Below are 26,443 nucleotides of genomic sequence, written 5' to 3' on the forward strand. Positions count from 1 at the left end.
ACGGCCGCGCCGCCCGTCGGGTGGCCGTCCGGGGGCGGACGGTGGTCCCTGCCAGGGGCGACCTGTCGATAGAGTGGGCCGCCGAAGACCAACGTGGTGGGAGGTACGGGGGAGATGTCGTCGTTGGTGGTCGTCAAGCGTCCACCCCGTCGGCCGGCGCCCCCGCTGCCGTCCGGGGAGGTGCTCCTCGACCCGCCGCCGGAGGTGCCGGCGGCCGGCGGTCGAGGCTGGACCCGGATGCTGATGATCCTGCCGATGGCGGCCGGTGCCGCGGCGATGGGCCTGATGATGGGCATGCAGCGCGGCGGTGTGATGACCTATGTGGTCGGTGGCATGTACGGCGTCTCCATCCTCGGCATGATCGCGGTGATGGTGGTCAACCAGTCCGGGCCGGGCAAGCGCGAGATGATCGAGTCGCGCCGTCAGTACCTGCGCCGCCTCGCGCAGCTCCGGGCCCAGGTCCGCGCCACGGTCCGCCAGCAGCGGGAGGCCGTCCACTACCGCCACCCCGACCCGGACTCGCTCTGGTCCACGGTGACCAGTGGCCGGCTCTGGGAGCGCCGCCGGGGCGACGCCGACTTCAGCGTGGTCCGCATCGGGCTCGGCCCGCAGGAGGTCGCCACCCCGCTGATCCCGCCGCAGACCCGCCCGGTGGACGAGTTGGAGCCGCTCTGCGCCGTGGCGCTGCGCCGGTTCGTCGCCACCTACTCGGTGGTGCCCGACCTGCCGGTGGCGATCGCGTTGCGCGACTTCTCCCACGTCCACCTGCGGGGCGCCGACGACGCCGTCCGGGGCTTGGTCCGGGCCGTGGTGGCCCAGCTGACCACCTTCCACGCCCCCGACGACCTGCTGGTCGCGCTCTGCGTCAGTGCGGAGCGCCGGGCCTGCTGGGAGTGGGTCAAGTGGCTCCCGCACGCCCAGCACCCGACGAAACTCGACGCCGTCGGGCCGATCCGGCTGTTCGCCCCGACCGTGGTGGCGCTGGAGGCGATGCTCGTCGACGTGCTGGCCGACCGGCCGCGCTTCGACCCGACGGCGACGGTCACGCCGTACGTGCTGGTGGTGGTCGACGGCGGGCAGGTCGCCGGCTCCGACCACCTGATGACCGAGGGCGGGGTCGCCGGGGTGACCCTGCTGGACCTCACCGGTCGCCCCCCACGTCTGCTCGACGAGAGTTCCGTGGTGCTCGACATCGCCGAGGACGACGCCATCTCGGGCACCACGATGGACGGCACCACCCGGGTCGGCCGGGCCGACACGCTCGACCCGGCACGGGCCGAGGTGCTGGCGCGGGAGCTGTCGCCGCTGCGACTGTCGGCCGCGTCGTACGCCGACCAACCGGCCGTCACCACCGACCTGGGGCTGGCCGACCTGCTCGGCCTCGGCGACCCGTACGAGCTGGACCTGGCCGACGCCTGGGGCAGCCGGCCCAACCGCAGCCGGCTGCGGGTGCCGATCGGGGTCAACGAGAGCGGCCGGCCGATCGAGCTGGATCTCAAGGAGTCCGCCCAGGAGGGGATGGGCCCGCACGGGCTGCTGGTCGGGGCGACCGGCTCCGGCAAGAGCGAACTGCTGCGCACGCTGGTGCTGGCGCTGGCCGTCACGCACAGCCCCGAGATCCTCAACCTGGTGCTCGTCGACTTCAAGGGCGGTGCCACCTTCGCCGCGTTGGACCGGCTGCCGCACACCAGCGCCGTGATCACCAACCTGGCCGACGAGTTGTTCCTGGTCGACCGGATGCTCGGCGCGATCCAGGGCGAGATCACCCGCCGGCAGGAGCTGCTGCGCCGGGCCGGCAACTACGCCTCGCAGCGCGACTACGAGCGGGCCCGCGCGGCCGGGGTGCCGCTGGCCCCGCTGCCCAGCCTGCTGATCGTGGTGGACGAGTTCAGCGAACTGCTCAGCGCCCGACCGGATTTCATCGACATGTTCGTGCAGATCGGCCGGGTGGGCCGGTCGTTGGGCATGCACCTGCTGCTGGCCTCGCAGCGGTTGGAGGAGGGGCGGCTGCGCGGCCTGGAGACGCACCTGTCGTACCGGCTGGGGTTGCGGACGTTCTCCTCGATGGAGTCCCGCGCGGTGCTCGGGGTGGCCGACGCCTACGAGTTGCCCCGCTCGCCGGGGCACGGCTACCTGAAGGCCGGCACCGAGGGCCTGATCCGGTTCAAGGCCGCGTACGTCTCGGGGGCGGTCCGGCAGCATGGTGGGGTGCCCACCGTCGGCGGCCGGCTGATCGACCCGGTACGCGACTACACCACCGACTACGCCCCGCTCGCCACCGACGACGAACCGGACGAGCAGGTGCCGGCCCCGGTGGACGAACACGTCGGGGAGAGCCTGCTCGACGTGTTGGTGGCCCGGATGGAGGGGCGCGGGCCGGCGGCCCACCAGGTCTGGTTGCCGCCGCTGGAGGAGCCGCCCACCCTCGACGCGCTGCTGCCGCCGGTGCTGGTGTCCCCGCTGCGCGGCCTGACGATCGCCGCCGAGGACCGGCACGGCGCGTTGCACGGTGTGGCCGGCATCGTGGACAAGCCGTTGGAGCAGCGCCGTGACCCGCTCTGGCTGGACCTGGCCGGGGCGGCCGGCAACGTGCTGGTGGTGGGTGCCCCGCAGACCGGCAAGAGCAACCTGCTGCGCACCCTGGTCACCAGCCTGGCGCTGGGCAACACCCCGCGCGAGGCGCAGTTCTACTGCCTCGACTTCGGCGGCGGCACGCTGGCCGCGCTCGGCGGTCTGCCACACGTCGGCGGGGTGGCCAGCCGGCGGGAGGTGGACAAGGTCCGGCGGACCATCGCCGAGCTGCACGGGTTGATGCAGGCCCGGGACGCGGTGTTCACCACGCACTCGGTGGAGGGCGCGGCGGCCTACCGTCGGGCCCGCCGGGAGGGTCGCTTCCGGGAGGACCCGTTCGGCGACGTGTTCCTGGTGGTGGACGGCTGGGCGGCGCTGCGGGCCGAGTTCGAGGACCTGGAACCCCTGGTCACCGAGCTGGCCAACCGGGGTCTCGGGTACGGCATCCACATCCTGGCCGCGACCAACAGGTGGATGGACGTCCGGCCCGCGGTGCGGGACATGTTCGGTGCCAAGGTGGAGCTGCGCCTCGGCGAGCCGGCCGACTCGGTGATCAACCGGCGCGCCGCGGCGAACGTGCCGGAGCAGCACGGCCACGGGCTGACCCCGGACGGCCTGCACTTCCTCGCCGGCCTGCCCCGCCTCGACGGCCGGCCGGTGGTGGACGACCTGCCGGACGCGCTGGCCGACCTGGTAAAGCGGGTGCAGCAGCACTGGACGTGGGCGGGTGCCCCGGCCGTCCGGCTGCTCCCCGCCGAGCTGCCCTACGAGGCGTTGCCCGCCGCGCAGGGCGGCGTGATCCCGATCGGCATCGCCGAGACCGACCTCCAGCCGGTACGCCTCGACTTCACCGCCGAGCCGCACCTGCTGCTCTTCGGCGACGTCGAGTGCGGCAAGAGCACCTTCCTGCGCGGGCTGGCCCGCCGCATCGTCGAGGGCAACGATCCGGCGCAGGCCCGGATCATTCTGGTCGACTTCCGGCGCAGCCTGCTCGGCGCGGTGGAGTCCGAGCACCTGATCGGCTACGGCACCTCCCCGCAGGTCACCGCCGACCTGGTCAAGCAGGTGGCGACGGTGATGGGCGAGCGGTTGCCGGGGCGGGACGTCACCGCCGAGCAACTGCGCGACCGCAGCTGGTGGAAGGGTCCGGAACTCTACCTGCTGGTCGACGACTACGACCTGGTGGCCGGGGCGGCGGTCAACCCGCTGGCGTCGCTGCTGGAGTTCCTGCCGCAGGCCCGCGACATCGGTCTGCACCTGGTGCTGACCCGGCGGATCGGCGGTGCCGGTCGGGCCATGTTCGACCCGGTGATCGGCCGGATCAGGGAGCTGGCCTCGCCGGGCATCATGATGTCCGGGCCGCGCGAGGAGGGCGCGCTGTTCGGCACCATCAAGCCGCAGCGGCTGCCCGCCGGCCGGGGCTGGCTGTTCACCCGCCGCCACGGCGCCCAACTGGTCCAACTTCCCCAGGTGCCACCCCACTGATTGCTGCAACAGCAGTTGGCTGTCTCTGAATCGGATCCCAGCACCACGAGTGGTCAACGCGCGGCTCGACGAGCGACCACAGTTGCTCGGAGCCACCGGCCGAATCAAGGTCGAGGTGATCACCGCCTGTCGAAGGCGTATCGCCACGGGCGCCGGCCGTGGCGTTCTAGGCTGCGAGATGTGACGGCGGCGTGCCATGTCGACCTGGCACACCACTCGGCAGTCCCCTCACCTCATGATTCACCCTCCGTGAGGCGTGAACTCAGACCGAGAGGAAGCGCGCATGGCGGTCAGGACCAGGACGCGACCCGGCACCACGGAGATCCGGCCGTTCTCGGTGGACATCCCCGAGGCGGACCTCGACGACCTGCGCCGACGTATCGCGGCGACCCGGTGGCCGGAGAAGGAGACCGTCGACGACCAGTCGCAGGGCGTGCCGCTCGCGACGATCCAGGCCGTCGCCCGCTACTGGGAGCGGGACTACGACTGGCGCAGGATCGAGGCGCGGCTGAACGCCCTGCCACAGTTCGTGACGACCATCGACGGGGTGGACATCCACTTCATCCACGTCCGGTCGACGCACGAGGACGCGCTGCCGCTCATCGTCACGCACGGCTGGCCCGGGTCGGTGATCGAACAGCTGAAGATCATCGAGCCGCTGACCGACCCCACCGCGCACGGCGCGAGCGCGTCGGACGCCTTCCACCTGGTGATCCCGTCGCTGCCGGGGCACGGCTTCTCCGGCAAGCCGACCGGGTCGGGCTGGAACCCGGAGAGGATCGCCACCGCCTGGACCGAGCTGATGAAACGACTCGGCTACCACCGGTTCGTCGCGCAGGGCGGCGACTGGGGTGCGGTCGTCGTGGACCAGTTGGGTGTGCAGGCGCCGCCTGAGCTGCTCGGCATCCACACCAACATGCCGGGCGCGGTGCCGCCCGAGATCGACATGCTGTTCCAGGGCGACACGACCGGGGCGAACAACGCCCTGGGCTCGCTGCCGTCGGGGCTGTCCGACGACGAGATGCGGGCGGCCACCGAGCTGGACTACGTCTGGAAGCACGTCGCGTACGCCCTGATGATGGCGACCCGCCCGCAGACGCTGACCGGCCTGGCGGATTCCCCGGTCGGCCTGGCGTCCTTCCTGCTCGACCACGACGCGCGCAGCCTGGAGCTGATCTCGCGGGTGTTCCAGGGCGCCACCGAGGGCCTGACCCGCGACGACGTGCTGGACAACATCTCGCTCTACTGGCTGACGAACACGGCGATCTCCGCAGCCCGGCTCTACGCCGAGAACAAGCTGTCCTTCTTCGCGGCCAAGGGCGTGTCCGTGCCCGTCGCGGTGAGCGTCTTTCCCGACGAGCTCTACGAGGCTCCGCAGAGCTGGGCCGAGCAGGCGTACCCCCACCTGATCTACTTCAACAAGCTCGACAAGGGTGGGCACTTCGCGGCCTGGGAACAGCCGAAGGTGTTCTCCGAGGAGCTACGCACCGCCTTCCGGTCGCTGCGCTAGTGCGGCGGCGACCGGGGGTGGCCGGGCGGCCCGCCGTGGGCGTCACCCGGGTTACGCTGCGATGGTGAACCGGCGTGACCAGTACCGGGCCGAGTTGCGGGGGTCCGATCCCGCGCGCTGGCCGGCGTTCCTACGGGAGCACTCGGGGCTGCCCGGGCCACGGGCCAATCTTGAGCTTGCCCAGGCCGTCGCCGATGAGGGCGAGCCCGCCTCGTTCGATCGGCTGATCGCCACCGACGACGAGTATCTGGTGTTCTGCGGGGTGCTCGGTCTCGGCCGGCTGCTGGCCGCCGGCGGGCGGACCCGCCCACGCGTCGAGGCACGCCTGCACGACCACGCGACCGACACCCGCTGGCGGGTACGCGAGGCGGTGGCCCTGGCGTTGCAGCGTCTCGGCGACGCCGACCTGCCGCGTCTGCTCGACCTCGGCACGGCCTGGGTCGGGGACCCGCACCCGTTGGTCCGGCGGGCAGCCGTCGCGGCCGTGTGCGAACCACGCCTGCTGGCCGTCCCGGAGGCCGCCGCCCGCGCCGTCGCACTGTGCGAACGGGCGACGGCGGGGCTGGCCGCCCTGCCGGCCGGCCGGCGTCGCGACGACGACGTCCGGGCGTTGCGTCAGGCGCTGGGCTACTGCTGGAGTGTCGCGGTGGCGGCCGATCCGACTGCCGGCCTGCCGCCGTTCCGGGCGCTGGCCGCCGCCGACGACAACGACGTGGCCTGGATCGTCCGCGAGAACAGCAGGAAGAAGCGCCTGGCGGGGCTGCTCGTCAGCGGCGGGGTGCGCCCAGCAGGCGCTGCTCGACCGACGTCTGGCTGATCCACAGGTGCCGGTCCGTGCCGCCACCGACCAGGCTCAGCATGTCGTCGGCCATCACCTGGAGGAACCGGGCGCTGTCCGGGGGCAGCCGCAGTGCGTGCTGCACGGACGCCGACTCGTCGGCGGAGAGCCGTTGCAGCACGCAGAGGTCGCTGTCGCGCAGGGCGGGCGCGGTGCCGGGGTCGAGTCGCCGCAGCACGGTCAGCTCGGCCTGCCACGACCCGGGGGCCGCCGCCCCGAACGCGGCCGGGCCGTGGAGCGCCGCCCCGGGCGCGGCTGATCCGGGCGCGGCCGGGCTGGTCACGCCGGGCGGTAGGTCACGCACGATCAGGGTGGGCCGCTGCGCAGTGCCGGTGGTGGGCACCGGGCGACCGTCGGCGCGTACCTCGACCCGGTCGGTGGCCGGGCCGAGCGCCGCCGGACCGAGCCCGGACCAGCTCGCCGGGTCGGCGGTGAGCACGACGACCCGGGCACCCAGCGCCAGCGCCCGGAAGGCGACGAGCTGACCCGCCCACACCCCGCCGACCAGGGTGACCCGGGTCGGTTCCGGGCGGAACAGCCGGATCGTCACCGCCGCCCGGCGGCGGTCCGCACCGAGCACCAGACCGGCCGGGAGCGGGGTGGGGCTGAGCCGGGCGAGAGCCGCCGGGGAGACCGCGTGGGTGCCGATCCGCAGCCGGGGCAGCCGACCGGACGGCCCACCACGACCGGGGACGTCCCTGGCCCCGAGGCTGCGGGCCGGCGGTGGCCCCGGCGGAGCGGGCGGGTGGCTCTCCGGGGCGGCCAGCGGACTGGCGAGGGCCCGGGTCAGCGGGTCGGCGGTGGCCAGCACGGTCGCGGCGGCGGTGCCGGCCGCGTCGGTGTCGGTCCGGACGCCGGGCGCACCCCGCACCGGCGCGTCCGCACCGACCGGCGGCGCGGTGGATGGCGGCGCGGTGACCGACGGTGCGGTGACCGACGGCACAGCGACCGGCGGTGGTACGGCGGCCGAGGCGACCGGTAGCGGCACTGCCGTACGCCGTTCGTCACCCGGTCCGGTCATCCCGCGCCACCCCCGGTCGGCGCCGACGCGTACACCGCCGGGCCGTGTTCGCCGTCGAGCGGGAAGAGCTCCCCGCCCGCCTGTCGTACCCCGTCGACCGCTGGCCCGCACAGCTGCGGCAGCAGTTCCGCAGGCCCGGTGACCCGGACCAGTCCGCGCAGGTCGAGATCCTCGCCCGGCCCGTTCGAGGCCACCGTCAACGACACCGTCACCAGCGATGCCGGCAGGGTCTCCAGCCAGCCGAGCATGGCCCCCGCCCGGTCGACCGGCGGCCAGCGGCGGATCCAGAACGACCGGTGCGCGAGCGGGCCGCAGTGCCACGCCGACCACTCCTCGCGCACGGGCGTCGCGTCGACCGGGACGCCCGGGGTGAAGCCACAGGACCGGCAGACGGCGGCGAGCAGTTCGTGGGCGTCCAACAGCCGGTGCGTGACCCCGCACCGGCGCAGCGACCTGCCGACCTGGCGGGCCAGTGCGGCCACCACCGAGGGGGCGATCCCCAGGTCGACCGCGTAGTCGTCGATCGCCTCGGCCAGCGCGCGGGCGTCCAGCCGGACCGCCACCCAGGTCGCCCGCCCGGCCGGAACCGGCGTGCCACCGAGGCTGGCCAGCAACTGCCGGTAGGACTCCCGGGCCGGGGTGGTCGGGTCGTCGCCCGGCCCGCCGGCCGGGACGGTGCCGGTAACCACCTGGAGCACGGTGCCCGGCTGGCCGGACTCGGCCAGCGCGGTGGCCAGCACGTCCAGCGGCAGACCGGCGGGGGCGTCGCCGGTCGGCCCGGCGCCACCGACCGCGGCCACCGCGAACCAGCCGGCGTCGTCGCGGGCCACCCCGATCCGGGCCCCGTCGGCCATCGCCACGGTGCCCACCGAGAGGCCCGGGGCGAGTCGTTGCAGGGCGTCCAGCCCCGGATCGGCGGCGATCGGCACCGCCGTGCCGGCCCGTCGCCGCTGGTGCCGGGCCAGCACCAGCTTCTCCAGCCACCAGCGGCCCCGCGAGCGCAGGAACACCACAGTCAGCAGGAGTACGCCGCACAGCGCGGCGACGATCAGCACCGGCATCCCGAACAGTCCACTGGCGAGGACGCCGAGCAGCACCGCCTCCAACAGCAGTAGCTGCAGGATGTGCAGCTCGCCGATCCGGCCGGGGCGTCGGCGGGGAGCCAGGTGCAGGCGTGTGTCGGGATCGTCCGGCCGGAGTGCGTCACGCGCCGGTCGTGGTGCTCCGGTCATCTCCGGCTGCCCCCCAGACGCCTCGACCCGTGGCCCGTCCACGGCGGACCGCACCCATCATAGGAACCCGCCGCAGCGGCCCGGGGTCGGCTCGGCCGGCCGGTCGCTGGACGTCGGGTCGGCCCGGTCGGACGCGGACCGTCAATCAGTTCACCCGGAAGCCGATCCGGGGGTCGGCCGCCGCGCCGGCCCGGTACGCGGCGAGTGCCGGCCGGTCCGAGTCGATCACCCAGTCGCCGGAGCCCTTCTGGTTGAAGTAGACGAACCCGAGCAGGTCGGGTCGTTTCCGCATGGCGGTGAAGAGCTCGTCGACCGCGCGGCGGCGCATCGCACCCGGTTCGGCGCCGGTCTCCACGATCAGCAGTGGTCGGGTGGTGAACTTGCGGACCTGCTTGATGGTGGGGGCGAACAGGGCGTCGAAGGTCTGCTCGCCGCGTCGGGTGAAGTACCCGTCGATGCCTACCCAGTCCACGTACGCGTCGCCCGGATACAGCGGGGCGAGCTTCACCGACGGGACCGGGTTGACCACGTTCGGGGTCCAGGCCCAGATCACGTTCGTCGCGTCGGCGCGGGCGAAGACGGCGTGGATGTGCCGCCAGGCGGCGACGAAGTCCTTGGCGGTGTTGTCGTGCGCACCCCACGAGTACCAGTGGCCGTTCATCTCGTGGGCGATGGTGAGCGCGACCGGCAGGTTGAGCCGGCGTACCGCGACGGCGAACTCCACCAGGTATGGGTCGTGCCGTCCGGCGGCGATGTCCTTCAGCTTCGCCTTGAACGGTTCCCAGCGGACGATCGGCAGTGCGCCGTACCGGTGGACGCGGCGGACCTCGGCGGCGGCGAACTCGTCGTCGAAGCTCTCGTAGATGGTGATGATGTTGGGTTTCCTGCCGACCAGGTCGGCGAACCGGTCGACCCGGCTCATGTCCTGCGGCGCACCGCTCAGCGCCACCCCGAGGTAGCGGCCCTGCGGCTGTGCCAACGGGCGGACGTCGTAGGCCGGGGGTGGGCCGGTGGGCGAGGCCGAGGCGCTGGGGCCGGTGGCCAGCCGGGCCGGGCGGCTGGCCGGGCTGGGCGCGAGCGCGGCATAGCCGAACACCCCGACGACGAACATCGTCACGATGGTGAACAGCTGGCGGGAGGTCACCGGGAACGCTCCGGCCGGATGTCCCTCGCCGGCTTCACCAGCAGCGCCTGCAACGCGACGGCCAGGTAGAACGTGCCACCGAGGAAGGCGGGCGAGAAGGTCAGCAGGTCGTCGGTGATCATCCGGTGGGCCGCCAGGCCGGTCCACAGTGCTCCGCTGCCCGCCGTGCAGACGGCCATCCCCCACCACAGTCGACCCGTCCTGTTCTTCCGCCCCGTGCCGCCGGTGGGTTGCCAGCCCATGCTCTGCCCGCGCAGCAGGTCCCAGATCGCGAAGGCGTGCGACCAGCCGTAGACCATCTTGACGGTCCACGCCTCCACCCGGTAGGCGCACCGGTGCCACAGCGGGAAGACCACCAGGTTGTAGACCAGGCTGGGCACGATCCACAGGTAGTTCGCCGGGACCACCGACTGCGGGAACCAGGCCAGCAGCACGATCGGCACCAGCGGCCCGACGAAGGTGAACAGCGCCGTGTGCAGGTAGTAGCAGAACCCGGAGAGGTACGACAGCCGGGTGCGTAACCGCATCCGGGTGTTCCAGAACTTCGTCGAGCCGAGCAGGCTCATCGAGCCGGCGCACCAGCGGTACTGCTGGGTGAAGAACGAGCTGACGTCCGCCGGGCACAGGCCGGTCGCCAGCGGCACCGGCAGGTACCGCAGCCGCCAGCCGCGCCGCCGCATGTCGAACCCGGTGTGTACGTCCTCCGAGTGCTCGATCAGGGTGGAGCCGCCGATCGCGTCGAGCGCCTCGCGCCGGTAGAGCGCACAGCTGCCGACGCAGATGGCCGCCTCGTGGTGCTGCCGGGACACCTGCACCATCCGGTAGAACAGCTCCTGCACCGCCCCGGCCCCACGCTCCAGCCAGCCCTGGCCGGAGTGCACCCGGAAGTACTGCGGGGACTGCACGATGCCGAGATCCGGCTCGGCGGCCAGATAGGGAACCATCTCGTCGAGCATGTCGTGCCGGGGGGTGAAGTCGGCGTCCAGCACCAGGATGTGTTCGCCCAGCGTGCGCTGGTACGCGTACCGCATGTTGCCGGCCTTCTTGTACCAGCCCCGGTTGGGGCGGCGCTGGTAGACGAAGCCGAAGGCGAGCGCCATCGCCTCCCGCTCGTCGGTCGCCGAGTCGTCGAGCACGTAGACGTGCACCCGGCCCGGGTAGTGGTCGACCATCCGGCTGACGTGCTCCCAGGTGTTGCGGAGCACCTCGGTCGCCTCGCCGCACACCGGCAGGAACACGTCGACCGACGGGTGGACGGGCGGCCGGAAGTCGCGGACCAGCCGACGGTGCCGGTCCAGGTCGAACCCGGGCGTGCCGATGTTCACCGCCACCGAGATCAGGTAGTAGAGCACGGTGAAGCCGAACAGCGGCAGCAGCAGGAGCAGCCACGGTGCTATCCGGACGAAGAGCAACTGGCTGGTGAGCAGCCCGGTGAAGCTGACGAACGAGGCGATCATCAACACCGGCAGCCGGCGGCGACGGTAGGCGGCCTTCTCGTCGTCGTCCGGTGGCAGCGGCAGCGACGGGTCGACGGTCGCCGGGCGGCCCGGCGTCGCCGGTGTCACCACCTGCCGCGCCGTCCCCTCCCGTGGCGTCGGCACCGTCGCCGGTGCCCGTGGCGTCGGCACCGCCCTCGGCTCGCGGGGGGCCGGGACCGACGTCGGTCGGCCCGGTGCACCCACCCGTCCCGGCCACGGCGGGGGCACCGGTCCGCGCTGCGGAGCCGCCGGCCGCTGCGGAGGCACCGCCGGCCCCTGCCGTGCCGGTGCCGGCCCGGTCTGCTGCGCCGGGTCGGGCTGCGGTATCGCTCTCGGCCCGCGCCTCGGTGTCGGGGTCGGGGCGGGCTGCGGTGCCGCCGGGGTGGGGCGGGGTGGCGGCACCGGGCGGTGGAACTCCGTCGTCTCGTCGGTGCGGCCCGCGCCGGCCCGGGTGCTCACTTCGCCGCCGCCGGCCTGCGCACCAGCAGGGCGATGCTGAAGCCCCGGACCCGCCAGGTGCGCTCGACGGCGTACGGCTTGAGCGCGGCCTCCTTGGCCGGTCCGATCCGCTGCAGCGGATCGTCGAACGCCCCCTTGCGGACGATCCACACCCGCGTCGGGCGACCCAGGCAGACCGGGACGTCCCGGTCGGCGCACTCCCGCGCGCCCAGGGTGCCCTGCCGGCGGGCCGGTACGGTCATCAGCACGTCCCGGGGCCGCCAGCTCTCGTCGACGTACCGGTTCACCGCGTCCCGGCTGGTGCGCTGGTCGCCGGCGTCGAACGGGCCGTACACCAGGATGTCGCCGGGGACGGCGTGTGCCCGCAGCACCGCGGCGATGTCCTTGGTGCCCTGGCTGTGGCCGGTGACGCTGCGGATCTCCACCTGCGTCGGGATGCCGAGCAGCCCGATCGCCAGCATCGCGGCGGTGCCCCGCAGCAGCGAGCTGCGGCGCAGCGCCAGCGAGGCGACAAGCGCCCAGGCCGGCACCGTGAACAGCAGGTAGCGCGGCAGCCAGAGCGGGGTGAGCTGGGCGGCGACCAGCAGGCCGAGGGTGGGCAGCACCAGCCAGGCGGTGGCCACCGCCGCTCGCTCGCGCATCGACATGCCGAGGAAGGCCAGGGCGAGCACCGCCCCGGCGAGCAGCGGCCCGCCGAACAGCGCCTCCGGAGTGTCGACCAACCGGTCCAGGGTGACCGGCGGAATCCAGTTGATCTGCGTACCGGTCTGTTGACGACCCAGCCAGAGCACCGGCAGGACGGGCAGCACGCCGGCCACCGCCGCGCCGAGCCAGCCGAAGAAGGTACGCCGACGCTCGGCCGCCCGCCAGGCGATCAGCGCGTGCGCGGCGAGCAGCAGCAACCCGACCAGGTGCATCAGCCCGAGCAGCGCCACCACTGCGGCGTAACCCAGGTAGCGGACGAACCGGGGGCGTTCCAGCAGCCGGATCAGCAGCAGGGTGGCCAGCGCGGCGGCGCACACCGCGAACGCGTACGGCCGGGCCTCCTGGGCGTACCGGGAGGTGGTCGGCAGCACCGCGAACAGCACCCCGGCGACCAGCCCGACCCGCAGCCCACCGACCCGCAGGCCGATCGCTGCGACCAGGCCGGCCGCCGCCGCCATGGCCAGCAGCGAGGGCATTCGCAGCGCGACGTCGGAGCTGCCGGCCAGCGCCACCCACCCCCGCATCAGCAGGTAGTACGGGCCGATCGAGGCGTCGACGTTGCGCAGCACCGCCACGAAGTCGTCGAACCCGACGGTGACCATGCCCCAGGTGGCCAGCTCGTCCTCCCACAGGCCGGGCCGGTTCAGCCCGATCGCGCCGAGGACGCCGACGACGGCCATCGGCAGCAGCCGGGCCAGGTGCCGCAGCCAGGGCGCGTCAAGGGGTTCCGGCGGCGCCGGCTGGTCGGCCTCGGTGGGCCGCCAGGGCGCGGTCGGCTCGGGCGGTGCGTCGCGGACCCGGACGATCAGGGCGGTCGGCGCGTCGCTGCGGGTGGCCCCCGCCTGACGGGGAACGGGGCGGGCCGTCGGCAGGGCGTCCCCGCCGCTACCCCCGGCGGACGGCATCCCGGTCACCGGGTGGCGACGAGCAGGTCGTCCAGGACGAGGGTGCGCAGGTCGTCCCGGCTCGGCCGCCGACCCGACGCGCGCAGCCGCCCGGACTGCGCCTTGCGCATCCCCTCCAGCAGTCTGCGGGCCTCCCGGGCGTTGCCGAAGTTCTGGTCCCGTTCGATCTGGCCGAACCATTCCAGCAGGCCGTCGGCGAGCCCGTCGGCGAACAGGTAATCGTCGTTGCGGGCGATCCGCCCGACGATGTCGACCAACTGGACCGGGCTGTAGTTCTCGAACTCCAGCGTCTTGGCGAACCGGGACGCCAGCCCGGAGTTGGCGTCCAGGAAGGCGGCCATCTCGGTGGTGTAGCCGGCGACGATCACCGCCACCTGGTCGCGGTGGTCCTCCATCAGCTTGACCAGGGTGTCGATCGCCTCCTGGCCGAAGTCGCCGCCGGCACCCCCGGCCCGGGACAGGGTGTACGCCTCGTCGATGAAGAGCACCCCGCCCAGCGCCTCGGTGAACACCGACGAGGTCTTCTCGGCGGTGTGTCCGATGTACTGGCCCACCAGGTCGCGCCGGGACACCTCGCGGAACTGGCCGTTGGGCAGCACCCCGAGGGCCTTGAGCAGCTGCCCGTAGACCCGGGCCACAGTCGTCTTGCCGGTGCCCGGTGCACCCGTGAAGATCAGGTGGTGGCTCACCGCGCCCACCGACAGGCCGGCGTCGCGTCGCCACTCGTCGACCTGGATCTCGTCGATCAGCGAGCGCACCTCGGCCTTCACCCCGGCCAGGCCGATCATCGAGTCCAGCTCGGCGAGCAGTTCCTCGACCCTCTGCTCGTCCTGCCCGACCGTGCCGCCGCCCCCGCTCACCCCGGCCAACGGCCGGCCGCCCGCCTCGGCAGCCCGGAACACGGTGGTCGACCCCTCGGCGAGCCGGACGCCCGGTGCGGCGGTCTGCTCGGTGTGGCTGCCCTCGATCGTCCCGCCGCAGCCCCGGCCGACGTCGATGCCGACGCCCCGGGTGTCGTGCACCCAGCAGTCCACGATGGTGGGGCTGCTCTGCAACGCCACCACGATGCCGGCGTCACCGGTGCCGGAGACGTCGCAGCGCTCGATGGTGGGCCGGGCCGCCTGGTAGACGTACACGCCCCGGAAGCCGGTGTTGCTGACGGTGCAGTTGCGGATGGTCGGGTCGGCACCGAGCCGCACGATGATCCCGTCGTCGGTGACGTCGCGGATCTCGCACTGCTCGACCGTCCCGCCCGCGTCGGAGACGACCAGCCCGTGCTGTCCACCGGTGACGGTCACCTCGACGGCCTCGACCCGGGCACCGTCGCGTACCGACACGGCCGCCGCGTAGCCGGCGCTGACCTGGCACTTCTCCATCCGGAGCCGGCCGCCGACCGCGTCCACGGCCGGGTGGTCGGCGGACTGGAGGACCAACCCCTGCAACAGCACCTCGCCCCCGGCGCAGGCCACAGTCGGCCGGCCGGTGGCCCGACCGTCCACGGTGACCGAACCGGCCTCGCCGGCGGCGACCAGGCGAACCCGCCGGCCCTCCAGGCGCAGCGCCTCGGGGTAGACGCCGGGCTCGATCGAGACGACCGCGTCGTCCGGCGCGATCTCCAGGGCGTCCGCGATGGTCGGACAGGCCCCGGCTCGGTCAGGGGAGACAGTCAGCATGCGCACCATGGTCCCGCTCGGTCGTGGAAGGACGGACCGGTTCGTCGTCGACGCCCGGTCGAAGGGTACCGGTCGACCTGAGGAGGTCTCGCCCCCGCGTCAGATGGTGAAGGTGGCGGCGCGTACCGAGGCGGCCACCTTGCGTACCTCGTCCGCCCGGTCCAGGGGTGCGGTCATCCGGAGCACCAACTGCCTGTCGATCGCGTCCTCCGGCACACTGCGCCAGTAGGAGAGGTAGACCAGGCCGTAGCGTGGCGCACCGTCCACCCTGGTGGTCTCCGCCCAGGTGGTGAACTCGCCGCTGCGTACCCATTGCAGACCCCATGCCTCCTCCTGCCGGCGCAGCGCGGTGCGGCGCTCGTCGGTGCAGAGCCGGGGGCACTGCCGGACGACCAGATCGCCCCCGATGATCGACCCGTCGGCGGCGGGGACGCCGCACCGGTAGTGCGCCGAACCGCTGGTGCGGGCGGCCTCGGTGCAGTTCCACCCGGTGGGCACCCGGAAGCTGAAGTCGACCCCGGCCAGGCCGGTGATCTCCCGGGTCGGGTCGGTGCCGGCGAAGGTGGGCGCGGCGGTCGGCCAACCGCCGCCGACCGGTGGCTCCACGCCCGGCCGGCGCGGCGGCGTGCCAGGCAGCCCCGGATCGGCACTCGGGGTCGCGCTGGCCGGGCCGGCGACCGTCAGCGGACCGTCGGCCGACCGACCGGCGACGCCGAACCCACCGGCCGCGCCGACCGCCGCCGCGACCAGCGCCACAAGCACCGACCACAGCACGGCACGACCCTGGCTGCGCGCCGCGACCGGCGGATACGGAGCGGGGGTCGTCGGGTACCCGGCGGGCACGGGTCGCTGCCCGGCCGGTTGGTGCGGGTACGGCATCGCCTGGTGCGGGGCTGCCTGCTGCGGATTCGGCATCGCCTGGTGTGGGGCGGTCGGCCGCTGACCCGGTCGCTGGCCCGGGGAGGTGGACCCCGACGGGTGGAGCGCGACTGTCGGTGGCACGGCACCGTCGGTGGTCGGCCCGGCGGAGGGGGCCGCAACCGTCGGCGTGACCGATCCGTCCGTCGTGGGACGGGTCGCGCCACCGCCGGGACCCCCGGCCGGCGGGCCGCTCGCCGGTCCCGCGTCGACCAGCCGGCTCGTCGGTCCCGCGTCGGCCGCCCCGCTCGCCGGGGTGGGCTCGCCGGGCGGGCCGACCCGCTGTCGACCGGCCCCGGCCGGGGGCTCCTCGGCCGGGGTGAGGCGCTGGCCCAGCGCGAGGAAGACGTGCGCGGCCCCCGCACCCTGCTCGGCGGCGCAGGCCACCCAGGGGACCGGGCCGGTGTGGTTGGCCCCGGTGATCGGCAGGCCGTCCGAGCGGGCCAGCGTGTTGGCCGCCGCGGCGAACGCCTCCCGCCAGCCGCCCTCGGCGGCGGCCGGGGCGAGCACGGCCACGGTGAACGGCCGCTCGGCGGTGTCCCTCGCGGCCCAGACCTCGCCCAGCTCGCACGAACTCAGCTTCCGGTGCAGCGCGTACGGACCGACTGTCTGCATGTGGCATCCCCCCGGTCGATGGTATCGGTCCGGGCGGCGCGGACCGATCGACCGACGGGCCGCCGGCCGGTCAGTCGACCCAGTCGAGCGTGCGGGCGACCGCCTTGCGCCACCGGCCCAGTTCCCGCTGCCGGTCCGCCGGATCCATCCGGGACTCCCACTGCGCGTCGGAGCGCCACTGGGCGCGCAGGGTGGCCAGGTCCGGCCAGAAGCCGACCGCCAGACCGGCCGCGTACGCCGCGCCGAGGCAGGTGGTCTCGGTGATCCGGGAGCGGACCACAGGCACCTCCAGCACGTCGGCGAGGAACTGCATCAGCAGGCCGTTGGCGGTCATCCCACCGTCCACCCGCAGCCGGCGCAGCGCCACGTCGGAGTCGGCGTTCATCGCGTCGACCACCTCCCGGGTCTGCCAGGCCGACGCCTCCAGCGCTGCCCGGGCCAGGTGCCCCTTGGTGATGTAACCGGTCAGCCCGGCGATCACCCCCCGGGCGTCGCTACGCCAGTGTGGCGCGAACAGCCCGGAGAAGGCCGGCACCACGTAGCAGCCGCCGTTGTCGTCCACCGTGGCGGCCAGCTCCTCGACCTCGGCGGCCGACGAGATCAGCCCGAGGTTGTCCCGCAGCCACTGCACCAACGACCCGGTCACCGCGATCGCCCCCTCCAGTGCGTACGCGGCCGGCTGGCCCTCGATCCGGTAGGCCACCGTGGTCAGCAGCCCGTGGGTGGACGGCACCGGGCTGGCCCCGGTGTTGAGCAGCAGGAAGCTGCCGGTGCCGTAGGTGCACTTCGCCTCGCCCGGCTGGAAGCAGGTCTGCCCGAACAGGGCGGCCTGCTGGTCGCCGAGCGCGCTGGCCACCGGCACCCCGGCGAGCACCCCGTGGGCGGTCCCGTAGACCTCCGCCGAGCTGCGGATCTGCGGCAGCACCCCGGCCGGGATGCGCAGCGCGTCGAGCAGTTCCCGGTCCCAGTCGAGGGTCTCCAGGCTCATCAGCATGGTCCGGCTGGCGTTGGTGACGTCGGTGACGTGCCGGCCGGTCAGGTTCCAGATCAGCCAGCTGTCCATGGTGCCGAACAGCACCTCGCCCCGCTCGGCGCGCCCGCGCAGCCCGTCGACGTGGTCGAGCAGCCAGCGCAGCTTCGGGCCGGCGAAGTAGGTGGCCAGGGTGAGCCCGGTGCGGGCGCGCAGCTTCTCCTCGCCGTACGACCCGGCCAGCTCGCGCAGCAGCGGGCCGGTGCGGGTGTCCTGCCAGACGATCGCGTTGGCGACCGGTCGGCCGGTCGCCCGGTCCCAGACCACGGTCGTCTCCCGCTGGTTGGTGATGCCGACCGCGGCCAGTCCCTCCGGGCCGGTGCCGGCGGCGGCCAGCGCGTCGCGGACCACCCGTTCGACGTTGGCCCAGATCTCCTCGGCGTCGTGCTCCACCCAGCCGGGCCGGGGGAATATCTGCCGGTGCTCGCGTTGGGCGACGGCGACGATCTCACCGGCCCGGTCGAAGACGATGCACCGCGACGAGGTGGTGCCCTGGTCGATGGCGGCGACGTACTCTCCGGTCATTTCGGCACCGTACCCGGCCGGGTACGCCCCGGAGAACCGTCGCGACTCCGTACGATCTCCAGACGTGCGCGACATCGCCGTGTTCAGTGGAACCGCCCATCCCGACCTCGCCGCCGAGATCTGTGCCCACCTCGGGGTGCCGCTGCACCCGGTGCGGGTGTCCCGGTTCGCCAACGACTGCCTGGAGGTGCAGTTGCAGGCGAACTGCCGCGAGCGGGACGTCTTCCTGATCCAACCCCTGGTGCCCCCGGTCCAGGAGCACCTGGTCGAGCTGCTGCTCATGATCGACGCCGCCCGGGGAGCGTCGGCCGGGCGGATCACCGTGGTGCTGCCGCACTACGCGTACGCGCGGTCGGACAAGAAGGACGCCCCGCGCATCTCCATCGGTGCCCGGTTGGTGGCCGACCTGCTCACCTCGGCAGGCGCCCAGCGGGTGCTGGCGATGACCCTGCACTCGCCGCAGGTGCACGGCTTCTTCAGCGTCCCGGTCGACCACCTGCACGCCCTGCGCGAGCTGGCCGCCCACTTCCGGGGGCACGACCTGGGCAACACGGTGGTGGTCTCACCGGACCTGGGCAACGCCAAGGAGGCGGCGGCGTTCGCCCGGATGCTCGGCACCCCCGTCGCGGCGGGGGCCAAGCAGCGGTTCAGCGACGACCGGGTCACCATCAGCACGGTGATCGGCGAGGTGGCCGACCGGGACGTGATCGTGTTGGACGACGAGATCGCCAAGGGCAGCACGGTGATCGAGTTGATCGCCCACCTGCGGGAGCGCAACGTCCGCTCGATCCGGCTGGCCTGTACCCATGGCCTGTTCTCCAGCGGTGCGTTGGAGCGGCTCAGCGCCACCGACGGGGTATGCGAGATCGTCTGCACCAACACGGTGCCGATCCCGAAGGAGAAGCGGGTGCCGAAGCTGGAGGTGCTCTCGGTGGCCCCGGCGCTGGCCGAGGCGATGCGCCGGATCCACAACGGCGAGTCGGTGAGCGCCCTGTTCAGCTGACCGGCCGCCCGTCGGCGGTGCGGGCCGGGCGTCCGGCGGTGCGGGCTCGGCGGAGCGTGGGGTCGTCCGCCTCACGCACATCGAACCGGTTCAGCCGACGGCGGCGCTGATCCGGACCGTGGTGCCGGCCGCGCCGCTCTCGACCTCCATCGCGTCGCTGAGCTCCCGGGCCAACCAGAGCCCCCAGCCGCCCGCGGTGTCGGGGGCGGGTCGGCTGCGGTCGTGGAGCTGGTGCTCGCTGAGGCCGTCGCCGTGGTCGGAGACCTCGCAGACCAGCTCGCCGGGGCGTCGCCAGAGCCGTAACCAGCCCTTGCCGCCGCCGTGCCGGACGGCGTTGGTGATCAGCTCGTTGACGGCCAGCACGAAGTCGTCGAGTCGCTGACCGGCCAGTCCGGCCGAGTGCGCACAGGAGCTGACCGAGTGCCTCAGCTCGGTCACCTGTGCCTGGTCGAACGCCTCGGCGATGAGAAGGGAAGGTTCGATGGGCACCACCGTACGCGGTGTGGGAAGTTCTGCGTTCGTCATGGGGCCTGTCCCGACAGCGATCTCGGAGTCTTTCGCGCTGTTTCTACCGTACGTCAGGGTTGTTCATGCCGTAGCGGCCGGTCCGGCGGGTGACCGGGGCGGTTGTGGCATCGTGGCGGCCATGCCGTCGTCCCCGTCGGGTGGTTTCGAGGTTCCGCTCTGGCGTTCCGTCGCGGTCTTCCGCTTCGCCTCGCTGGCGTACGTCGGGCTGCTGGTCCTGCGCGACGCCGACCGGTACGCCCACCCGTTCGCCGCCGGGGGTGCGCTGCTGGTGATGCTGGCCTGGTCCGGGGTGACCGCGGTCGGCTACGCCCGGCCGGCCAACCGGGGTTGGCCGCTGCTCTCTGCCGACCTCGGTGTGGTCCTGCTGATCCTGGCCGTCACGCCGTGGGTGGTGGGCCGCCCGGCGCTGGCGGCCGGCGTACCGGCCCTGGCCGTGGCCTGGCTGGCCGGGCCGGTGCTGGCCTGGGCGGTCTCCGGTGGGCGGCGGCGCGGCACGGTGGCCGCCCTGCTCGTCGGCGGCACGGACCTGGCCACCCGGGGCCGGATCGGCCCGTCCTCGCTGACCGGGGTGATCCTGCTGCTGCTCGCCGGGCTGGTGGTGGGGCACGTGGCCCGGCTGGCGGTGGCCGCCGAGGAGCGGTTGCAGCGGGCGGTGGAGCTGGAGGCGGCGACCCGGGAACGGGAGCGGTTGGCCCGGGACATCCACGACTCGGTGCTCCAGGTGCTGGCGCTGGTCCAACGGCGCGGTGCCCACCTGGACGGGGAGGCCGGTGAGTTGGCCCGGCTCGCCGGTCGGCAGGAGGTGGCGCTGCGCGCGTTGATCTCCGGGGCGTCGCCGGCGTCGCCGGCCGACCCGGTCGGCGAGGCGGACCTGCGGTCCCTGCTGGCCGGGTACGCCTCGGAGGCGGTGCAGGTCTCCGCGCCCGCGACCCCGGTGCCGCTGCCGGCGTCGGTGGCCCGGGAGGTGGCCGCCGCGACCGCGGCGGCGCTGGACAACGTGCGGCGGCACGCCGACGGGCGGGCCTGGGTGCTGGTCGAGGACGAGGGGGCCACGGTGACCGTGTCGGTGCGCGACGCCGGTCCGGGCATCCCGGCGGGCCGACTGGTCGAGGCGGCCCGACAGGGTCGGCTGGGGGTGGCCCAGGCCATCCGGGGCCGCCTCGCCGATCTGGGTGGCGAGGCGCGGATCGTCTCGACGCCGGGGGAGGGCACCGAGATCGAACTGATGGTGCCGAGGAGCGACCGATGGGCGGGGAACCGATGACCGGGGTACGGGTGATGGTGGTCGACGACCACCCGATGTGGCGGGAGGGGGTGGCCCGCGACCTCACCGAGGCCGGGCACCTGGTGGTGGCGACCAGCGGCGAGGGCCGCCAGGCGGTCCGGGTGGCCGCCGCCGCCCGACCCGACGTGGTGGTGCTCGACCTGCAGTTGCCTGACATCTCCGGGGTGGCGGTGATCCACGGGCTGCGGGCCGCGCTGCCCCGGGTCCGGGTGCTGATGCTGTCGGCGAGCGGCGAGCAGCAGGGCGTGCTGGACGCGGTGAAGGCCGGGGCCACCGGCTACCTGCTGAAGTCGGCGGCCCCGGCGGAGTTCCTGGACGCGGTGCGCCGCACCGCCGCCGGTGAGCCGGTCTTCACCCCCGGCCTGGCCGGTCTGGTGCTGGGCGAGTACCGGCGGCTGGCCGCCGACCCCCCGACCGACGGGACCGCCGACGGTCGGCCCGACGCGGCACCCCGGCTCACCGAACGGGAGACCGAGGTGCTGCGGCTGGTGGCCAAGGGGCTGTCCTACAAGCAGATCGCCGGGCGGCTCGGGCTGTCCCACCGCACCGTGCAGAACCACGTGCAGAACACGCTGGGCAAGCTCCAACTGCACAACCGGGTGGAGCTGACCCGCTACGCGATCGAGCGGGGCCTGGACGACTGAGGTCAGTGCGCCTCGGGCGGCCGGGTCTCGTGGACGGCCAGCTCCTCGGCGCTCGCGCCGCCGCCGGCCGCGCCCGCGTCGTACGCGACGTTGTCGGTCTCCTGGTCGGTGCGGGCCCCCTCGTCCGGTTCGACCAGGCGGCCCACCTGCGCGTCGGCAACCGTGCCGAGCTGACCGTGGTCGTAGATCGAGACCGGGGAGTCCGGGTCGGAGGTCGGGCCCGGGTCCAGCACGTCGGCGTCGAGTTGGGCCTGCGCGGCGGCCTCCTCGTTCTCCGCCTCGGCGGCGATGTCCGGGTCCACCGGGCCGGCCAGCGGGTCGTCGGCCCGCCGCTCGTACTGCTCGCGGTCGAGCTTGTAGTCGAGCGACTCCCCGTCGAGCTGCTCCTCGGCGGTGGTGCCGAAGTCGTCGACGGCCACCGGGGTCCGGTCGCCGGGCAGCTGCGCCGGGTCCGGGCCGTCCGCCTCGCGGCCGGTCAGCACGTCGTCGTTGGCGGTCGAGTCGTCGTCGGCGGTGTCGGGCAGGCCGAGCGCCTCGGGGTCGGACACGGGGGTCGGGAACTCGTCGTCGCGCATGGCTGATCACTACCCACTGCCATGGGCCGGTTAACCGGGTCCCGCTCCCCGGATCGGGACGAAAAGGCAGGAATCAGTCGTGGTGCCAGTGCGACTCGTCCTCGGTGTGCAGTACGCACCAGATCACCTTGCCGTCCGGGAGCAGGGTGCTGCCCCAGCGTCGGGCCACCGTGTCGATCAACAGCAGCCCCCGGCCACCGGCCGAGGTGAGCGGGGCCAGGCCCGCGTACCTCGGCTGTTGCCGCGAGTGGTCCCGGACGGCCAGATGCAGGGTGCCGGCGCCCGGGGCAAGCCGCAACGTCATCGGGGTGGACGCGTGCGCCACCACGTTGTTGACCATCTCGGTGACCGCGATGCAGGCCGGTTCGGTCAGCTCCGGCATCCGCCACCGCTCGCAGCCGTCGGCGACCAGTTGCCGTGCCCGCCGGGCAGCCCCGACCGCCGGCATCAGCTCCTCGGTCAACACCGCCGCCAGCGGCGTACGGGCCAGCGCGGCCGTCGCCTCGGCGGGGTCAGGGTAGACCACCGACTCCGCCTCGGCGGCCCCGGTGACAGTGCCGGCCGGGTCGACCACCAGCAGGTCGGCGGCGGGCCAGCCGGACACCGCCTGGCGTACCTCGGTCAGCAGCCGGCCGACGGACGCCCCGACGCACCGCAGCTCGGTGAGGTCGACCACGATCGGACCGGGCCGGTCGCCGAGACGGGCGAGCAGGGCGTCGCGCACCCGGTCGGCGTCGGTCGGTTCCCACACCCCGCTGAGCCGGACCAGCGCCGAGGAGTCGTCGACCACCACCCGGCAACCCGGCGTCGGTGGACGGACCGGCGCGGGAGTGCCGGGCCCGGGACGGGTCGGCCGTTCGGTGCCGCTCATCGTGGGCCAGCCCGTCCGGGTCGACCCGGCGCGATGGTCGTGCCCACGGCTGCGGCGGTGCCCACGGCGACGCCGGGCCGGGGGACGGGGCGCGCGGGGGTGGCGTCGATCCCGCCGGAGGCGCCGGTGACCACCACGGTGGCCTCGGCGGTGATGCGGGTCGTCGGCATCCCTGGTCGGTACCCCCCACCGGACCGGGTCATGCCGAAGCACGGCCATGGGATTCCTGATCCGACCGGGCGTCGGGCGCTGGTCACCACGGCCCCGGCAGTCGCTGACCGCTTCCGATCTGCGAGGTTTCGGCTCGTCGGACGCAGGTTAATGGGACGCTCTGACCGGAAGCCCACCCCTCGCAGATCGCCTGGAGGTGCACCATGCGCATCGGCCTCGTCTGCGCGCACGCCGGGCCGTCCCGGCACGCGGAAGGACCGCCCGTCGGCACCCACGAGCACGTCGCCCGGGTCGCCGGCGAGCTGGCCGGGCGCGGCCACGACGTCCGGCTGTACGAGCGGCGCGAAGACCCGGCCCTGCCGGCGAGCGTGGAGATCGACGGCTACCGGGTGGAACGGGTGCCCGTCGGCCCGGCCCGGCCCACCGCCACCGCCGAACTCGTCCCGTTCGTCCCCGAGTTCGGTAGCTGGTTGGCCGACCGCTGGGCCGGGGAGTGGACGCCCGAGGTGGTGCACGGTCACTACTGGCTCGGTGGTCTGGCCGCCGCACACGCAGTCCGCGAAACGGATATTCCGGTGGTGCAGACCTTCCACTCGCTCGGCGTCGAACAACGGCGTCACCTCGGCCGGCAGTACGACGGCCCCGGTGAGCGGATACCGCTGGAGCGGGCGCTCACCCGGGCGGTGGACGTCGCCGTCGCCCAGTGCAACGACGAGGTCGACGAGCTGACCCGGATGGGGCTGCAACGCACCTCGGTGGCGATGGTGCCGACCGGGGTGGACGTCGAGCGGTTCCATCCCGACGGCGAGGCGGCCCCCCGGGACCAGCGGGCCCGCATCCTCTCCGTCGGCGGGCTCTCCCCCGGGCACGGTCAGGACGACCTGATCCGGGCGATGCGGCTGGTCGGCGACGCGGAACTGGTGATCGCCGGGGGACCGCCGGCGGACCAGTTGGCCACCCACGCGGAGGCCCGGCGGCTGCGGGACCTGGCCGAGCGCACCGGGGTCGCCGACCAGGTCATCCTGGTCGGCGCGGTGCCGCACGATCAACTGGCGACCTGGTACCGCTCCGCCGACGTGGTGGCCTGCACCCCGCACTACTCCTCCGCAGGGCGGGTGTCGCTGGAGGCGATGGCCTGCGGGGTGCCGGTGGTCGGCTATGCCATGGGCGGGATCGCCGACGCGGTGGTCGACGAGGTCACCGGCCGGCTGGTCCCCCCGGGCGACGTCCGGACGCTGGGCATGACGCTGCGCCGGCTGCTCGCCGACAACGCCGGGCGGTTCGCGTACGGGCACGCCGCGGTGGACCGGGTCCGGTGCAGCTACACCTGGGAGCGGACGGCCGGCGCGTTGGAACGGCTCTACGAGCGGGTGGTGGGCCGGCGAGCACCGGCCGAGGTGGCCGTCGAGGTGCCCGACACGGTGCCGGTCGAGGGCGACGTCGACGCTGCGGTCGAGGAGACGACCACCGGCCCGGTCGGGGTCTGAACGGTCAGGTGTGGGGGACCGCGCCCACCATGGCGCGTTCCCGGGTCCGGGTCACCGAATGGTGGTGCTGGGGTGCGGCGTACCGGGTGAGCCCGATCACCGAGGCGAGGGTGATCAGGAAGCCGACGGCGGCCAACCACTCCCGGCCCGGCCAGATCTTGTCGTCGAGCAGCAGCAGGCCGACGATCGCGGCGGGCACCGCTCCGGCGGCGTCCATCGCGGCGACGGCGGCCGTGGTGGAGCCGCGCTGCATGGCCAGACCGAGCAGCAGCTGACCCACCAGCGAGTGGACGATCAGCAGGTAGAGCAGCGGATCCCGGACGAACGCCTCGGCCGACGGGGCGGAGGCGAGCGGCCGGGCGGCCACCGCGGCGGCGGAGAACGCCAGCCCGGCCAGTGAGCCGAGGGCCACCGAACCGGGTGCCCCGTGCAGGCGTACCGCGAAGAAACCGAGCAGCCCGATCACGCCGAGGGCCACCGTCAGCGCGATCAGGCCGGCGGTACCGAGCCCTTTCGAGGGGGCCGGCTGGGCGGAGAGCACCAGCGCGGTGATCCCGGCGAAGAGCAACACCAGCAGCGCCACCTCGGCGGCGGGCAGCCGCCACTTGAGCACCACCACCCCGAGCAGGGCGGTAACCCCCAGCCCGGCCGCCACGCTGGCCTGGACCAGGAACAACGGCAGGTCCCGGCGGGCCAGGAAGGCCAGCACGAAGCCGATCACCTGGCAGAGCAGCCCGATCAGGTACGTCCGGTGCCCGGCCAGCCGCAGCAGCAGCCCCGGGTCGAAGGTGTGGTGCACGGTCGTCCGGGCGGCGGCGACCGACTGGAGCATGTTGGCGAAGCCGTACGCGACGATCATCGCCGCGAGGAAGCACCAACCGGAGGACACCACCTGGCGAGGATAAGGGGTTGCGTGGGTTCAGCGCGCGGCTGACCGACCCAGCCGGGAGAGGACCTCGGCGTGCAGCGGCCCGTTGGTGGCGATCGCACTGATCTCACCGGACGTCCTCCCACCAGGGGCGGGAACCCCGTCCCGGGTGGTGAGGGTGCCCCCCGCCGCGGTCACGATCGGCACCAGCGCGGCAATGTCCCAGAGCGACAACTCCGGCTCCACCATCACGTCGAGTGCCCCCTCGGCCAGCAACATGTAGCCGTAGAAGTCGCCGTACGCGCGGCTGCGCCAGGTGTCCCGCATCAACTGGAGCACCGCGTCCAGCCCACCGGCCGCCTCCCAACCGGTCAGTGACGAGTAGCAGAAGCTGGCGTCGGCGAGATCGCGTACCCCGGAGACCCGGATCGGTTCGCCGGAGGCGGCGTCCGGGCCGGCGTACGCCCCGATGCCGGGTGCCCCCCACCAGCGCCGGCCCAGGGCCGGGGCGGAAACCAGACCGGCCACCGGGCGATCCCCTTCCAGCAGCGCGATCAGGGTGGCCCAGACCGGCACCCCCCGGACGAAGTTCTTGGTGCCGTCGATCGGGTCGATCACCCAGCGCCGGTCGTCCGGGCCGGTCGCCGGCTGCTCGCCGTACTCCTCGCCGATCAGCCCGTCGTCCGGCCGGTGGGTGGCCAGCAACGCCCGGATGGCCCGCTCCACCGAGGTGTCCGCATCGGAGACGGGAGTCAGGTCCGGCTTGGCCGTCACCCGCAGATCCAGCGCCCGGAACCGGTCCATCGAAATGGCGTCCGCAGCATCCGCAAGCCGATGAGCAAGATCGATGTCGTCCGCATACCCCGTCACCCCAGCACCCTAACCCCACCCACCCCTTACCC

21 protein-coding genes are annotated in these 26,443 nt (G+C 73.7%); 7 read left to right on the forward strand and 14 right to left on the reverse strand.

Going from position 1 to position 26,443, the window contains the following annotated elements:
* Positions 1-114 precede the first annotated feature (114 nt).
* The 3 genes from eccCa to AC0AIB_RS13735 all read left to right on the forward strand — a co-directional run bounded on the left by eccCa (position 115) and on the right by AC0AIB_RS13735 (position 6,383).
* Positions 115-4,056, forward strand: a complete 3,942-nt coding sequence (gene eccCa / locus AC0AIB_RS13725; protein ID WP_328343243.1) for a type VII secretion protein EccCa — start codon at positions 115-117, stop codon at positions 4,054-4,056.
* Positions 4,057-4,339: 283 nt separating this feature from the next.
* Positions 4,340-5,566 (forward strand): epoxide hydrolase family protein, encoded by a 1,227-nt coding sequence (locus AC0AIB_RS13730; protein ID WP_328343244.1) that lies wholly within the window; start codon positions 4,340-4,342, stop codon positions 5,564-5,566.
* 64 nt (positions 5,567-5,630) lie between these two features.
* Complete coding sequence (locus AC0AIB_RS13735; protein ID WP_465096781.1) at positions 5,631-6,383, forward strand: hypothetical protein; 753 nt, start codon at positions 5,631-5,633, stop codon at positions 6,381-6,383.
* On the opposite strand, the gene AC0AIB_RS13740 is transcribed toward AC0AIB_RS13735, so the two are convergent.
* The 8 genes from AC0AIB_RS13740 to glpK all read right to left on the reverse strand — a co-directional run bounded on the left by AC0AIB_RS13740 (position 6,334) and on the right by glpK (position 18,109).
* Positions 6,334-7,425, reverse strand: a complete 1,092-nt coding sequence (locus AC0AIB_RS13740) for a hypothetical protein (RefSeq protein WP_328343248.1) — start codon at positions 7,423-7,425, stop codon at positions 6,334-6,336. The genes AC0AIB_RS13735 and AC0AIB_RS13740 overlap by 50 nt on opposite strands.
* Positions 7,422-8,657: a type VII secretion protein EccE gene (locus tag AC0AIB_RS13745; protein ID WP_465096782.1), complete on the reverse strand. Its 1,236-nt coding sequence runs from the start codon at positions 8,655-8,657 to the stop codon at positions 7,422-7,424. Before AC0AIB_RS13745 ends, AC0AIB_RS13740 begins: the two co-directional genes overlap by 4 nt.
* Before the next feature lie 145 nt (positions 8,658-8,802).
* Complete coding sequence (locus tag AC0AIB_RS13750; protein ID WP_465096783.1) at positions 8,803-9,801, reverse strand: glycoside hydrolase family 26 protein; 999 nt, start codon at positions 9,799-9,801, stop codon at positions 8,803-8,805.
* Positions 9,798-11,429: a glycosyltransferase family 2 protein gene (locus AC0AIB_RS13755; RefSeq protein ID WP_465096784.1), complete on the reverse strand. Its 1,632-nt coding sequence runs from the start codon at positions 11,427-11,429 to the stop codon at positions 9,798-9,800. The genes AC0AIB_RS13750 and AC0AIB_RS13755 overlap by 4 nt, the downstream gene beginning before the upstream one ends.
* A 305-nt stretch (positions 11,430-11,734) precedes the next feature.
* On the reverse strand, positions 11,735-13,348 hold the full coding sequence (locus AC0AIB_RS13760; protein ID WP_328343255.1) for a glycosyltransferase family 39 protein: 1,614 nt from the start codon (positions 13,346-13,348) through the stop codon (positions 11,735-11,737).
* A 5-nt stretch (positions 13,349-13,353) separates the two neighbouring features.
* A complete protein-coding gene (locus tag AC0AIB_RS13765; RefSeq protein ID WP_465096785.1) occupies positions 13,354-15,030 on the reverse strand; it encodes a right-handed parallel beta-helix repeat-containing protein in 1,677 nt (558 codons plus the stop codon).
* 90 nt (positions 15,031-15,120) lie between these two features.
* Positions 15,121-16,554: a hypothetical protein gene (locus tag AC0AIB_RS13770; RefSeq protein ID WP_328343259.1), complete on the reverse strand. Its 1,434-nt coding sequence runs from the start codon at positions 16,552-16,554 to the stop codon at positions 15,121-15,123.
* Between the two features lie 70 nt (positions 16,555-16,624).
* Positions 16,625-18,109, reverse strand: a complete 1,485-nt coding sequence (gene glpK, locus AC0AIB_RS13775) for a glycerol kinase GlpK (RefSeq protein ID WP_465096786.1) — start codon at positions 18,107-18,109, stop codon at positions 16,625-16,627.
* A 64-nt stretch (positions 18,110-18,173) separates the two neighbouring features.
* Here glpK and AC0AIB_RS13780 point away from each other — a divergent pair, with 64 nt between their 5' ends.
* Positions 18,174-19,112: a ribose-phosphate diphosphokinase gene (locus AC0AIB_RS13780; protein ID WP_328343263.1), complete on the forward strand. Its 939-nt coding sequence runs from the start codon at positions 18,174-18,176 to the stop codon at positions 19,110-19,112.
* Between the two features lie 90 nt (positions 19,113-19,202).
* Here the strand turns inward: AC0AIB_RS13780 and AC0AIB_RS13785 are convergent, their stop codons facing one another.
* Complete coding sequence (locus tag AC0AIB_RS13785; RefSeq protein WP_328343265.1) at positions 19,203-19,637, reverse strand: ATP-binding protein; 435 nt, start codon at positions 19,635-19,637, stop codon at positions 19,203-19,205.
* A 121-nt stretch (positions 19,638-19,758) separates the two neighbouring features.
* Here AC0AIB_RS13785 and macS point away from each other — a divergent pair, with 121 nt between their 5' ends.
* Together macS and AC0AIB_RS13795 are read left to right on the forward strand one after the other, a co-directional pair.
* Positions 19,759-20,904, forward strand: coding sequence for a MacS family sensor histidine kinase (macS, locus tag AC0AIB_RS13790; RefSeq protein WP_328343266.1), 1,146 nt, complete (start codon positions 19,759-19,761; stop codon positions 20,902-20,904).
* A complete protein-coding gene (locus AC0AIB_RS13795; RefSeq protein WP_328349052.1) occupies positions 20,901-21,569 on the forward strand; it encodes a response regulator transcription factor in 669 nt (222 codons plus the stop codon). Before macS ends, AC0AIB_RS13795 begins: the two co-directional genes overlap by 4 nt.
* Before the next feature lie 2 nt (positions 21,570-21,571).
* On the opposite strand, the gene AC0AIB_RS13800 is transcribed toward AC0AIB_RS13795, so the two are convergent.
* The 3 genes from AC0AIB_RS13800 to AC0AIB_RS13810 form a co-directional block, all read right to left on the reverse strand.
* Positions 21,572-22,144 (reverse strand): DUF5709 domain-containing protein, encoded by a 573-nt coding sequence (locus tag AC0AIB_RS13800; RefSeq protein WP_328343268.1) that lies wholly within the window; start codon positions 22,142-22,144, stop codon positions 21,572-21,574.
* A gap of 73 nt (positions 22,145-22,217) precedes the next feature.
* Positions 22,218-23,015: an ATP-binding protein gene (locus AC0AIB_RS13805; protein WP_465096787.1), complete on the reverse strand. Its 798-nt coding sequence runs from the start codon at positions 23,013-23,015 to the stop codon at positions 22,218-22,220.
* Positions 23,012-23,185 carry a hypothetical protein gene (locus tag AC0AIB_RS13810; RefSeq protein ID WP_328343272.1) on the reverse strand — a complete coding sequence of 58 codons (174 nt, stop codon included), beginning with the start codon at positions 23,183-23,185 and terminating at the stop codon, positions 23,012-23,014. Before AC0AIB_RS13810 ends, AC0AIB_RS13805 begins: the two co-directional genes overlap by 4 nt.
* Before the next feature lie 204 nt (positions 23,186-23,389).
* Here AC0AIB_RS13810 and AC0AIB_RS13815 point away from each other — a divergent pair, with 204 nt between their 5' ends.
* Positions 23,390-24,673 carry a glycosyltransferase gene (locus tag AC0AIB_RS13815; protein WP_328343274.1) on the forward strand — a complete coding sequence of 428 codons (1,284 nt, stop codon included), beginning with the start codon at positions 23,390-23,392 and terminating at the stop codon, positions 24,671-24,673.
* 4 nt (positions 24,674-24,677) lie between these two features.
* Here the strand turns inward: AC0AIB_RS13815 and AC0AIB_RS13820 are convergent, their stop codons facing one another.
* Complete coding sequence (locus tag AC0AIB_RS13820; RefSeq protein ID WP_328349054.1) at positions 24,678-25,532, reverse strand: hypothetical protein; 855 nt, start codon at positions 25,530-25,532, stop codon at positions 24,678-24,680.
* 60 nt (positions 25,533-25,592) lie between these two features.
* Positions 25,593-26,411: a histidinol-phosphatase gene (gene hisN, locus AC0AIB_RS13825; protein WP_328343276.1), complete on the reverse strand. Its 819-nt coding sequence runs from the start codon at positions 26,409-26,411 to the stop codon at positions 25,593-25,595.
* Positions 26,412-26,443: the final 32 nt, after the last annotated feature.

This window comes from Micromonospora sp. DSM 43699, from assembly GCF_055517075.1.